The sequence below is a fragment of the Bacteroides sp. AF25-38AC genome (assembly GCF_003602995.1).
Lineage (GTDB): Bacteria > Bacteroidota > Bacteroidia > Bacteroidales > Bacteroidaceae > Bacteroides > Bacteroides uniformis.
Genome location: NZ_QTMD01000027.1, coordinates 45,697 through 59,106, shown reverse-complemented (window position 1 = coordinate 59,106; position 13,410 = coordinate 45,697). Strand labels below are relative to the sequence as shown.

Sequence of the window (13,410 nt, the reverse complement as noted above, 5' to 3'; positions counted from 1 at the left end):
GTGTCGCATATCTTTTTCCCGATGTGCTTATGACCGGGGTATTTGTTAAACCTAAGTATTTAGTATTTATGAGAAATGTGATGAAGTATTTGGGTATCATGTCAGTATCGCTGGCATGTGCCGGACCTCTCTTTGCAACAAGCGTACAGCCGTTTGCAGGTGTCACTGTCGTACAGCAGAGTGTAGTTACTGTGAAGGGCCAAGTGGTGGATGAGAAAGGCGAGCCCATCATCGGTGCCAATGTCATTGTGGAAGGTACGACAAACGGTATGATTACCGATTTGGACGGTAACTTCTCCTTGCAGTGTCCCGTAGGTTCTACGCTGAAGACCAGTTACATCGGTTATCTGGCGCGAACGGTCAAAGTAACCGGGAATATGAATGCTCTGAAAATTACTTTAAAGGAGGATACCGAAACCTTGGATGAGGTAGTTGTTGTGGGCTACGGTACGATGAAGAAATCCGACCTCACCGGTTCTGTGGCTTCCGTGAATGCGGAGGAAATGATGAAGCGGAATCCGGTGAACTTGGGACAAGGTTTGCAGGGAGCTGCGGCAGGTGTATCTGTCATCCGTTCTTCCGGTGACCCGGAAGGAGGTTTCTCCATCCGTATCCGCGGTGTGGCAACCGTGAATGGTTCTGCCGACCCACTCTATGTAGTGGACGGTGTGCAGGTAGGAACTTCCATCGATTTCTTGAATCCTAATGATGTAGAGTCCATCGAAATTCTGAAGGATGCTTCGGCTACGGCAATCTATGGTACTCGCGGTGCCAATGGCGTCATTATGATTACTACCAAGAACGGTGGTAAGGGGAAGGCAAAGGTGAACTTTTCGGCCAACTATGCCCTCCAGTTCAATTCGAATAAGATTGATGTGGCTGATGCGGGCTTGTTTGCAAGTGCTGTACGTTCCGCCGTCAAGAATGACGGTATTGCCATGACCAATCTGGCATATGGCGAGGATTACATAGGCAGACTGAACAGCATTGACTGGCAGGATGAAATGTCACGCACGGCATTACAGCAGAACTATAACCTTTCTGCTTCGGGAGGCAGCGAAAATACCCAAGCCAACTTATCTCTGGGTTATTTGAACAACCAGGGTATCGTGATTGAGTCGAATTTTAAACGCTTGACGGCACGCGCTAATATCACTCACAAAGTGAAAGACTTTCTGCATGTAGGCTTGAACTTGAACTATGCACATTCGGAAAAGATGGGAGGAGGCAACCTGAGAAACTATGCACAAGCCATTCCAACCATGGATTATGTAGAGGACGGTGTTTTCTATTCCATGCCTATTGTGTTGCCCGACGGTACTTGGGGACATTACAAGAAAGAAGGTAATGGGGATGTGAACAAGGGAGCTGACAATCTGGTTGCTGCTGCCAAGACTGCCGACAGCATCAATAAATGGGACCGTCTGCTCGCCAGTGCTTTCCTACAACTCGATTTGTACAAAGGGTTGACCTTCAAAACTATTGCCAGTTATAATTATTATACAAAAGGTTATAATGGCTATACAGCCTATAATGATAGAACCTTTGGAACTCAAGACCGTAAGGACTCGTTCTCGCTGAACCAGAGCCAGTCCACTTCACTCGGTCTGGAAGCGTTCTTGAACTATGACTGGTCCAATGAGCATCACCGCGTAAGTGCAATGGCCGGTTTCTCTACCAGCGATACGAACGGTGCCTGGCTGAATTCCAGTGCCAACGATTTCCCGGCAGACAACATCCGCAAAATTTCATTGACCAATGACCCATCGTCTAAGCAAACGGATGGTGGGCTGGATTTGAAGACAAGATTCCTTTCTTACTTCGGCCGTCTGACTTATACTTTGAACGACCGCTATATTGTGACTGCAACGGTACGCCGCGACGGTTCTTCGAACTTTGGTGCCGGCAATCGTTATGGTACATTCCCTTCCGCTTCTGTAGCTTGGCGTCTTTCCGAGGAAAAGTTCATTAAGGATTTAGAACTGTTCAGTAACTTGAAGTTGCGTGCCGGATGGGGACAGACCGGTAATGCGGGCAATGGTACCAACTTGTCCATAGCACAGTTGTCTTCGGCAAATGCAATGTACTGGTTCTTTAATGGTTCGAGTGTGATTAACGGTGCCGGTATTGCCCAGCAGAAAGAAATTGATACCAACCTGAAATGGGAAACCAATGAGCAGACAAATATCGGTATTGATTTTGCCTTTATGAACAATGAGCTTTCTTTCTCTGCCGATTACTTTATCCGTGACGCAAAGGATCTGCTTCTGTATCGCCAGATTCGTCCTTCTACCGGTTTCTCCAATGTCTATACTAACGCGGGACATATCCGTAACTCAGGTTTCGAGTTTACTGCTGCGTGGAACAAGAGCTTCAGCGATTGGAATATCGGCATAAGGCTGAATGGGTCTACCCTGAAGAACGAGGCTATTGAAGTCGGCGATCCGATATTCAGCAAGTCAGGGTCAGCACAAGATGGCGACAACTGGGACAACCACTCCATTACACAGAACGGCTATCCTGTAGGTTCCTACTATGGCTGGAAGGTAGAAGGCATTTTCAGAACCCAGGCCGAAATTGATGAAATGAATAGGCTGGCGGTTGAAAAGGGAGTTGAAAGTGGTGTATATCAGGACAAGACTACCCAGCCCGGCGACTATAAGTTTGTTGATTTGAATGGTGACGGGCAGATTACCGATGCCGACCGTACTGTTATAGGCAATGGATATCCCAAGTTCACTTACGGAATGAACCTTACCGCTTCCTGGAAAAACTTTGATTTCTCGATGAACTTGTACGGTGTAGCCGGTATGGATATCCTTTCTTATTCTTCGGCCCGCTTGACCTCAGTCTATGCACCCGACGGCGGTTATCAGAATGTACTGAAGGAATATATCAATAATGCATGGTCATCTTCGAATACCGGCGCCAAATATCCGCGTATCACCAAGACAGACTATAATAAGAACATGCGTGTGTCCGACGCCTACATCCAGAAGGGGGATTATCTGAAGATTTCAAATATTCAGATAGGATATACATTCCCGAAGAATGTGCTGAAACCGGTGAAAATGGAAAATGCACGCGTATTTGCCAGTGTCGACAATGTATGTACCATCTCTTCGTACAATAAGTTCGGCGATCCGGAAGTTGGTGACTCCAATGTATTGTATTCGGGATTTGACGGAGGACGTTATCCGTTCCCGATGTCGGTTACTTTCGGTCTGAGTGTACAGTTCTAATACTAACGGATAAAAAATATGATTATGAAAAACTTATATAAACTGTTGATCGGTGTGCTGGCCTTAAGCACCGTAACGTCTTGTGACGATTATTTGGAAGTGGATCATTACGATATTCTTCCGGCGGATTTCATGTTTAAAACGGAGGAGAATGTCCTTTCCGGATTGAACGGACTTTATGATACCTTTTATACGGACCAGCACGGTTCCGGTGATGACGAAACATGGGGATTCAAGCCTCAGGTATTTGCTGCCAACCATTCTACGATGGACTGTCAGGCTTCCGGTTGGGATGCGGAATGGCAGCGTCATGCCTGGAAACCCGATAAGGGTTCCCTGGAGACTGCATGGCGGATGAGTTATCGTGCAGTGGACCGTGCAAACCGTTTCCTGGCTGGCCTGGAGACGGCGGATGCCTCTATATTTGCGGACAGCAATTCCAAGACCGTTTATGAAGCGCAAGCACGTGCCATCCGCGGTTATAACTACCTTTACCTGACGAAACTTTTCGGAAGGGTACCGATGTTGCTTACCGGTGAAACCTATACTACTTCGGTAGGAAAGGCACGTCCGGAATCCGTGGATGAGACTTATGCGGCTATCGAGGAAGATTTGTCTTTTGGACGCGACCATCTGGACTGGTTACCCATGAATGGTGAATACGGACGTATAACCAAGGGGTTCTGCAAAGCTTATTTGGCCGAGCTGTATATGTTGAAGAAAGACTTTACGAAAGCCAAGACGGAACTAAAGGATATAGTGGACAGTGGAACCTATTCATTGGAGCCCTGCTTCGGTAACCTGCATGCCTGGGATACACATTGGACCAAAGAATCTGTATTTGAGGTGATGTATCATGAACAAGGATATATGGGCTGGGGAGCCGATTCGTCTTCAGATGCCATGATGTGGTACGGATATATGTGTGCGGCACCCGAATGGGGAGGCTGGGGGTCTCTCTGTCTTTCTTGGGAGTTTGTACGTTCCTTTGAACCGGGTGACAAACGCCGCCAATACTCTGCTGTTGCCAAAGGGGATACGCATCCCATTACCGGGCAGACTGTAGGGGTGACAAGTGGTTTTGACGGTCTTTTCCAAGGTTCCGAAAATATGCCTACTGTTTATTCCTTGAAATACTGGAGATGCAAGCCAGGTGAGAACAACAAAGTATTCAATCCTATTTCGTTGACTTTGAAGCGTTATGCAGGCATCATGCTCGACTATGCAGAATGTTGTTTCGAGACAGGTGACAACGCTACCGGATGGAACATGATACGTCAGATACGTAACCGTGCTTGGGGTAATTTGGAGATGGGAGCGACGATGATTGACCTACCCGCCGACATGTTGAATACCCAGACGGTGGAAGTGCCGGATGCAGAGACCTATTATACAAGCTATAAAGCAGCCAAAGGCTATACTTCTCCGGTATGGAAGGTGGCGCTGATTATAGAGCGTCGCCATGAATTCAATGCCGAGTTCTCGCTTTACCATGATTTGTGCCGTATGGGTATGTGCAAAGAATGGTTTGCCGCCGAATATCCGAAAACAGTAGCCAACTCTTCACAAGAGGCTTGTCTGCAGACTGGTGACTCATTCCGTTTCTTTGAGCACGAGGCTTATCAGGAAATCTTCCCGATTCCGACGAATGAGATTCTGACCAACCCGCTCATCAATCAGGCTGACCAGAATCCGGGATATTGATAAATTATAAATAAACACTTAATAATAAAATATTTGTGAGTGAAATGTCAGGCACCAGTAGTTGTTGTGATAGACGTCAGGGTCTGTCGTGATGAAAGCCGGTGTCTGACATGACAAACACCAGTACTTGAGACGACGAACACCAGTTTCTGATAAACGGGGAATTATACAAGGAAAAGTTTGATGGTTTTAGAGAATAATTATGGAAAGGAAGATGTTTTATTGGATAGCACTGCTGGTTGCGTCTTGTCTGGCAGGCTGCCGGTCGCATTCAGGGGAGACAGATATGCAGACACGCATGCGTACAGAGATTGTCACGAATGTCAGAGACAGCGTGTTGCCGTTTTGGATGGATTATGCAGTGGCTCCCGACGGCGGTTTTTATGGAACTGTATTGCGGAATGGTACTCCGGTAGTGGATGCTCCGAGAGGAGGGGTTCTGAATGCCCGGATTCTGTGGAGTTTTTCTGCCGCATACCGTACGTTTAAGGATGAGGCTTATCTGAAGCTTGCGGATAAATCGCAACGCTACTTCATTGATACATTTATAGACAAGGAACATGGTGGGGTATATTGGCTGGTCAATCCTGACGGTGAGGTGCTGAATGCTTCCAAATATACGTATGCCATGACCTACGCCATCTATGGGCTGGCTGAACACTATCTGGCAACAGGTAACAGCGAGAGTCTGGATATGGCTGTCGGTTTATATCATACCTTGGAGGAGAAAGGCCGCGAACCGCAATATGACGGTTATGTGGAATCTTTTACTGAAGATTGGAAACAACTGGATAATTATGATAACAATGCACCCAAGACTATGAATGCGCATTTGCACGTGCTGGAGGCTTATACCCTTTTATATCAGTGCTGGAAAGACGACGGACTGAGGAAAAGACTCGAATTCTGCACCGAGTTGTTTATGGACCGCATTTATGACTCTTCAAAGAGACATTTTAATTTGTTCTTTGATAATGCATGGAACAGTCTGGTTGAGATGGACTCTTATGGACATGATGTAGAGGCGGGATGGCTGCTTTGTGAGGCTGCCCGTGTGTTAGAAGACCGGCAACTGATGGATAGGGCGAATCGGCTTGCGCTGGATGTGACGGATGCTTGCTTGGCGGAAGGACTGAGTGACAAAGGGTATATGATGTATGAAAAGAAGGGCGGAAGAACAACCGGGCATGCCTCATGGTGGGGCCAGATTGAAACGATGATAGCTTGTGTCAATGCCTGGCAAATCAGCGGGAATGACGTTTATCTGCAATCGGCCGATACGGTTTGGACTTTCGTAAAGGACTGTATGATAGACCGGGAATACGGTGAATGGTACAGTGATTGTTTTGATGGAGAACCCAAGAAGGATACTCCCAAAGTGAGTATGTGGCGTTGCCCATATCATACGGTACGCTTGGGAGTAGAAATACATAATCGTTTAAAATAGTATTTATGAAAAAATTTATAGCAGGTGCAGCATCACTGATGCTTTGTATGGGGCTGCACGCCCAGGATTTCAGAATCAATCCATCGGGATATTTTGAGAATGGCGGGGCCAATGTGATGGTGTTCAGTGACGTCTACCCTGAAGGACACCAGGGAGGACTGACCCTTGTTTTGAATGGAGACCGCAGGGCTGCCAATGGAGATGTGCGCTTTGAAATCTCGCAAGGGCAGTGGCAGGGATTGCCCAAGATGAGAAGCCGGGTGGTGGATGAGGCTGACAATGAAATCCGTGTCACATTGAGTTATCCGGATTCGGCCAAACACATGGCAGGCTTTAATCCGATGCTTTATCCGGATTTTGTTTTTGGCTATACCATTAAGGTCAAAGGCGAGAAGGATTATCTGGTATTGACCGTTGATTTGGACCAACCAGTGCCCGAGCGGTTTGCCGGCAAGTTGGGCTTTAATCTGGAATTGGTACCTTCCACTTTGCTGGGCAAGCCGTGGATTATGGACAACCGGACGGGAGTCTTTCCCCACCAGGCGATGGGGCCCACCATGAAACAGTCTTCCAATATGGAGCATATCGGAGATTTCAATCCTGACGGGAAAGCTGATTTGGACCAGTTGCTGTTGGATAGAAAGACTTATAACCCGATGATTGCCGATGATATCGTCTCTGCTCCTTTGGCCGCAGGGAAAAAGTTTGTACTCAATCCTCAGGATGATTTGGCAAAGATTACGATTGAAAGTGAGAAAGGAGACTTGTTGCTGTATGATGGAAGGATAAATCATAACAACGGTTGGTTTGTGCTCCGTTCGGAGTTCCCGGCAGGGACAAAGGAAGGTGCGGTGAAATGGATAATCCGTCCGACAGTCACTAAAGACTGGCGTTATGCACCGGTGGTGCAAGCCTCTCAAGTAGGTTACCATCCTGGACAGAAGAAAGTGGCTGTCATAGAGTTGGATAAACGGGATACAGACTTCAAGCAACCTGCCCTTTATCGCATTGCTGCCGATGGCAGGAAACTGGTAAAGCAGCAGGCTGCCAAGGATTGGGGAGATTTCCAACGCTACCACTATCTGCAGTTCGATTTCACGGAAGTGACGGAAGAAGGGCTCTATCAGGTAATGTACGGCGATGCTGCTTCTCCGGTGTTCCGCATTGCCAAAGATGTGTGGGACAAGGGTATCTGGCAGGCAGAGGTGGAATACTTTTTGCCGGTACAGATGTGCCACATGCGTGTGAACGAAAAATACCGTGTATGGCATGACTTCTGTCATCATGACGATGCACGTATGGCCAAAACCGATATCAACCATATAGACGGATATACTCAGGGAACCTCTACTCTTTGTAAGTACCAGCCGGGTGATTTGGTTCCAGGGCTGAATGTGGGTGGATGGCACGATGCGGGGGACTATGACCTGCGTGTGGAATCCCAGGCAGGCGAGGCCTATATACTTGCCATGGCTTGTGAGAACTTTGGTACCTATTGGGACGAGACTTCCATAGATTTTGAAAAGAAGATAGTCGAGATTCACCAGCCGGATGGAAAGAATGACTTGTTGCAGCAGGTGGAAAACGGTGCTTTGACGATAGTGGCGGGTTGGAAGGCTCTGGGGCGTCTCTACAGAGGGATTCTGTGTCCTACCGTACGCCAGTATGCACACTTGGGTGATGCGTCGGCCCATACAGACCATGTCAGTGGGACTGCCGACGACCGCTGGGTGTTTACGGAAGACAACCCTGGTAGGGAACTTCAGGTAGCCGCTTGGCTGGCAGGTATTTCACGTGTCTTGAAGGGACATAACGATGCATTGGGAGCGGATTGTCTGGAGATAGCCCGTGAATTGTTCAGGATTACCCGCTGCGACAACAACCGGGTGCTGACAGCCAAGGTACATGCTGCCGTAGAACTTTATCTGGCGACAAAGGAAGTGGAGTACCGTGATTTCGTTTTGCAGCAGCAGGATTTCATCTGCAAGAATATCCGTCAGACGGGTTGGTTCATCGGACGTTTCGACAAAGCTGTGGGAAATGCACGTTTCAGCAAGGCTGTTCGCAAAGCACTGCCGGAGTTGCAGGCTATGTATCAGGAGTATAGCAGTAAAACTCCGTATGGAGTGCCGCATGACAGAGGTAACCGTTCTTCCGGTTCATGGGAACCCCAGCATCTGGGCTACAATTACTGTTACCTGCATGCTGCCTATCCTGACTTGTTTGCACCGGACTATATTTTCAATGCTGTCCAATACCTGCTCGGTATGCATCCGGGACGTAATCAGGCAGCGTTTGTAACGGGAGTCGGTGCCGAAACGATGAAAGCCGCCTATGGTGTCAACCGTGCCGACTGGTCTTATATTCCGGGTGGAGTGTCTCCGGGTACAAATCTGATTCGTCCCGACTTGCCCGAATTACTTCATTTCCCGTTCTTATGGCAGGAAGGTGAGTACTGTTTGGGCGGACATGCTACGTGGTTTATGTATATGGTATTGGCATCTCAGAAAATATTGAATGGTAATGAACAGTAAAATAAAGGTAGATAAGTTTGTAATTGTAGCTTTTCTGCTCTGCATGGTCTGCACTATGGCCATGCAGGCAAAAGCTTATGACAATTTTAAGGTATCGGTCTATGTACGTGCCTACGAGGTAGACAAGATGAAGGACATCCATTGGCTGGATTCGACTTGGAATGTGATTTCACAACAGTTGGAAGTGGACAAGATTTATTTGGAAACACATCGTGATTTACTGATTGTGGATGACGCCACCCTGGAGCAAGCTAAGAAATTTTTCCATGACCGGGGAATAGAGACTGCCGGAGGAATTACCTACACCATCAACGAGGCGAACAGTTTCGAGACGTTCTGCTATTCCAATCCCGAGCATCGTGAGATGGTGCGAAAGATTGCAGAACATACGGCAAAGCACTTTGACGAGTTTATTCTGGATGACTTTTTCTTCACCAGTTGCAAGTCGGACATAGAGATAAAAGCCAAAGGTACGCAGAGCTGGACGGAATACCGTTTGAAGCTGATGACTGAAGCCGGGCGCGACCTTGTGCTGAAACCTGCCAAGAAGGTGAATCCTCGTGTAAAGGTAATCATCAAGTATCCCAACTGGTACGACCATTTCCAAGGTTTGGGCTTTAATCTGGAGGAAGGTCCCCAACTCTTTGACGGTGTCTGGACGGGTACCGAAACAAGGGACCCTGCCGGCAACCAGCATCTGCAGAATTATCTAAGCTATAATATTATCCGTTATTTTGATAATCTGCGTCCGGGCTACAATGGTGGAGGATGGGTGGACTCCGGTGGACTGAATCTGGGTATGGACCGCTATGCTGAGCAGCTGCATCTGACCATGCTTGCCAAGGCTCCCGAAATCATTCTCTTTGCCTATAACCAGCTTCTGGGCGTGAAGTTGTCTCCCAGGTTCCGTACCCCTTGGCAGGGCATGGGCACCAGCTTTAATTATGATGAGATGACTGCCCCTATCCGGCAGAAGAACGGAACTTCCATAGAGCCTACCACCATGGCACGCATTGCGGATGTTGTATTGAAACAGACTGATAAACTGGTAGGTAAGTTGGGTAACCCCATTGGCATCAAGTCCTACAAGCCTTTTCATGTGGCGGGTGATGATTTCTTGCAGAATTATCTGGGCATGATAGGTTTGCCGATGGATATACGTCCCGTTTTTCCGAAAGACCAACAAGTGGTGCTGCTGACTGCCCAGGCGGCTCAAGCTCCGGAGCTCATGACCGACATTAGGAAGCAATTGCAAAGCGGACGGGATGTGGTGATTACAAGCGGCTTGCTGAAAGCCATTCCTGAAAAAATTGCCGAAATAGTAGAGTTGCGTTGTACCGATTTGAAAGCTCTTGTCAATGATTTTGGCCGATATGGACAAGCCGGACGCGATTTATTGATACCGCAGGTTCAGTATTATACGAATGATGCTTGGGAAGTAGTCAGTGCGGGCCGTCCGTTGACGGGAGGAGTATCGGGGTATCCTATTTTGTTGAGAGCTCCCTATGCCGCCGGCAATCTATATGTATTGACCATTCCCGATGATATGGGAAATTTATATGATTTTCCGGCAAAAGCCTTGAATGAGATTCGCCGCATTATGAGTAGGGATATGGATATCTATCTGGAGGCTCCCTCCAAAGTCGGATTGTTTGTGTATGACAATAAAACACTGGTGGTGGAGAACTTCAATGATGAACCGGTGGAAGTGCGTATTGTTACCGATGATGAGGTGACGAGGTTGGAAAATCTGGAGAATGGAGATATTCTGGCTCCCCTTCCTGCCGAACCCGTACAGAGCAGGCGTCCGGTGACACCAAAGAACTCTTTCCGTTTGTCATTACTACCCCATTCGTATAAGGCTTTCCAATATAAATGACGGGTAAGAAGATTGTCGGATAGTTATTCGGAAGGGTAACGGGAGGTCGGTTCTACAATGGGTCGGCCTCCTTTGCTTCCAGTCATCCGTGAGAATGCTTGTGTTCTTTCAATATCCTGTGCGGCAGTGTCCCGTGCCCCAGCAACTCTATCGGGCAGTTGAAGTTGCGTTCCAGCCATTCTTCCGTAACGCCGGTATCGGGATGGTAGTCCAGGGTTTCGTTGACGCAGGCAATGGACTTGACTTGCTGCAACACCGTGCCGATGTCGTGGCTGACGAGAATAATGGCGCAATCCTTGTTTATCTCTGCCAGCAGTTCGTAGAGGCGGGCTTCGAAACGCTTGTCGATGTATGTGCTGGGTTCGTCGAGAATCACCACCTGCGGGTCGGAGATGATGGCACGGCCCAGGAGGGCACGTTGCAACTGTCCGCCGCTCAAAGCGCCGATGGCACGCTGCTCCATGCCTTCCAGCCCCATGCGGGCTATCACGGCAGAGGCTTTCTCGCGGTGTCGGGCGGTGAAGCGTGAAGCCAGCGGCTTCTTGCTGCTGAGTCCTGAAAGGATGACCTCCTCTACGGTGATGGGAAATTTCCGGTCGATGCTGCTGTACTGGGGCAAGTAACCCATGGATAATTGACAATTGACAGTTGATAATTGACAATTGGCAATTTCGGAGGGGGATGGAGGGCAGGAGTGATATAGAATCTCCCCGGTAGTGGGTTTCAGCAGTCCCAGTATACATTTGATAAGGGTAGTCTTTCCACCACCGTTGGGACCGATGATACCCAGAAAATCACGTTCGTAGATAGTCAGGTTTATATCATGCAGTACGGTCCGGTTATCGTATCCGGCGCTGAGGTTCTTTATCTCTATAATGGGGGATGCAGGCATAGCTTCTTCTTCGTTAAATGGACAGAATCATCGTTTACTCTTTTACAAGCGCTCTGGCCGTATTCATCATCTCCTCCTCCCAGTCGTATGAGAGGGGATTGATAGCCACTACCCGGGTTCCGGTCTGCTGGGCGATAAGGTCGGCATTGCGGCGGTCGAATTCCGGCTGTACAAAGATGATGCGTACCTTCTCCTTCTTGCAGGAGTTTATCAGGCTCTTCAGATGGGCGGGGGAGGGCTCCTTTCCACCTGCCTCGATAGGAATCTGGTTCAGGTTGTAGTCGCGGGCAAAGTAGGAAAGTGCCGGATGATAAATCATGAAGGCACGGTCGGCATTCGGGCTGGAAAGCATCTGGCAGATGAGGCTGTCTGTATGCTCTATCTGCCGGATGAGTACGTTGTAACGTTCCATGTAGACGCTTTCATTGGCTTTGTCTATGGCGCAGAGTGCATTCAGAATGTTTCCGGCAATGATTTGGGCGTTGATGGTGGAATTCCAGATGTGGGGTTCCACACCACCGGCGTGCGTATGGCCTTCGTGTACATGCCCGTCTTTATGATGATGTGCATGGGTATCGTCCAGAATGAGTTCCACATTCTCGGACATATCGAAGAATTGCAGGTGGGGAGCATTGTCCGTCAGTTTTTCCGTCCATGTCTGCTCGAAACCGATGTAGCCGATGCGGAAATAGGCCTTGCTTTGGGCAAGGTCGACAAGCTGCTGGGGCGTGGGGTCGTAGGTTTCCGGACTTGAACCTTTGGGCACCATGCTGACGACGGTGAATTCATCGCCGGCAATGGCTTCGGTGAAATACCGCAGCGGCTCGATGGTGACGGTAATCACGGGTTTATCGTCATTCTTCTTGTTCTGTTGGCCTCCTTGCTTGCACGAGAAGAGCAAGGTGGCTATGAGGAGTAAAAAACAAAACTTTTTCATTTACAATTTACTATTTACAATTTACAATTTGGCTGCGCTGTGGCAGGGGGCATCAACTATCCATTATCAACTATTCCTTATCCATTATCACTTCCTCTTTCCTTCCCCTCAGTATCTCCCGTTTCCCTCCGGGGGGACCTGGGAGACGCTCTACCTTGAATCCTACGGCTTGCAGCATGCGGCGTATTACTCCTTTGGCGCAGTAGGTGGTCAGCACGCCATCGGTGCTCATGGCGGCATGGATATTCCGGAAGACTTTTTCCTCCCACATTCCCGGTTGCTTTTCGGGTGCAAAGGCATCGAAGTAGACAACATCGAACGGAGATTTATTAATCATTAACAAACTGTCAATGCTTATTGTTTCGACATCTGCCCGCACTTTTCTCAGTGTGAAATAAGGAGTTATGGCAACTTCTTCTTCCCACGCAGCCCGATGCAGTTCCTCGAACAGAGGATTGTCGCTATATTTTAGCGCATCCACCTCCGGCCATGCAAGCGGATAGAGTTCGATACCGGTATAGTGCACTGGTCTCTTTCCCTTTTCGGCAGTTTCCAGTGTAAGCAGGGCATTCAGCCCGGTGCCGAAACCGATTTCAAGGATATGCGGGCGGGCAGTAGCGGATACTTTCAGTCCCATGTCGATGAAGATGTGCTGTGACTCTGTACGTGCCCCTTTTACCGAATGATAATGTTCATTCAGTTCCGGTACAAACAGTGTCGCACTTCCGTCTTCCGTCTTCTCTATGATTCGTTGCATCACTTCTGCTTTTGTTGA

Annotated in this window: 8 protein-coding genes; 5 read left to right on the top strand and 3 right to left on the bottom strand. The window is 48.4% G+C overall.

Going from position 1 to position 13,410, the window contains the following annotated elements; translation table 11 throughout:
* Positions 1 to 68 precede the first annotated feature (68 nt).
* The 5 genes from DWY55_RS16660 (at position 69) to DWY55_RS16640 (ending at position 10,806) form a co-directional block, all read left to right on the top strand.
* Positions 69 to 3,242, top strand: a complete 3,174-nt coding sequence (locus DWY55_RS16660) for a SusC/RagA family TonB-linked outer membrane protein (protein WP_227187248.1) — start codon at positions 69 to 71, stop codon at positions 3,240 to 3,242.
* Positions 3,243 to 3,266: 24 nt separating this feature from the next.
* Entirely contained in the window at positions 3,267 to 4,946 is a 1,680-nt protein-coding gene (locus DWY55_RS16655) for a RagB/SusD family nutrient uptake outer membrane protein (RefSeq protein ID WP_057253926.1), read from the top strand.
* 202 nt (positions 4,947 to 5,148) lie between these two features.
* Positions 5,149 to 6,393 (top strand): AGE family epimerase/isomerase, encoded by a 1,245-nt coding sequence (locus DWY55_RS16650; protein WP_035447357.1) that lies wholly within the window; start codon positions 5,149 to 5,151, stop codon positions 6,391 to 6,393.
* Positions 6,394 to 6,398: 5 nt separating this feature from the next.
* The gene (locus tag DWY55_RS16645; RefSeq protein ID WP_005830988.1) at positions 6,399 to 8,927 is read left to right on the top strand and encodes a glycoside hydrolase family 9 protein; all 2,529 of its coding nucleotides are present in this window, start codon (positions 6,399 to 6,401) and stop codon (positions 8,925 to 8,927) included.
* Positions 8,917 to 10,806 carry a hypothetical protein gene (locus DWY55_RS16640; RefSeq protein ID WP_172679951.1) on the top strand — a complete coding sequence of 630 codons (1,890 nt, stop codon included), beginning with the start codon at positions 8,917 to 8,919 and terminating at the stop codon, positions 10,804 to 10,806. Before DWY55_RS16645 ends, DWY55_RS16640 begins: the two co-directional genes overlap by 11 nt.
* 82 nt (positions 10,807 to 10,888) lie before the next feature.
* Here DWY55_RS16640 and DWY55_RS16635 read toward each other — a convergent pair whose 3' ends face one another.
* The 3 genes from DWY55_RS16635 to mnmD form a co-directional block, all read right to left on the bottom strand.
* On the bottom strand, positions 10,889 to 11,698 hold the full coding sequence (locus DWY55_RS16635) for a metal ABC transporter ATP-binding protein (protein ID WP_005830985.1): 810 nt from the start codon (positions 11,696 to 11,698) through the stop codon (positions 10,889 to 10,891).
* A gap of 34 nt (positions 11,699 to 11,732) precedes the next feature.
* Positions 11,733 to 12,635, bottom strand: coding sequence for a metal ABC transporter solute-binding protein, Zn/Mn family (locus tag DWY55_RS16630; protein WP_005830983.1), 903 nt, complete (start codon positions 12,633 to 12,635; stop codon positions 11,733 to 11,735).
* A 70-nt stretch (positions 12,636 to 12,705) separates the two neighbouring features.
* The gene (gene mnmD / locus DWY55_RS16625) at positions 12,706 to 13,392 is read right to left on the bottom strand and encodes a tRNA (5-methylaminomethyl-2-thiouridine)(34)-methyltransferase MnmD (protein ID WP_117879069.1); all 687 of its coding nucleotides are present in this window, start codon (positions 13,390 to 13,392) and stop codon (positions 12,706 to 12,708) included.
* Between the last annotated feature and the right edge of the window lie 18 nt (positions 13,393 to 13,410).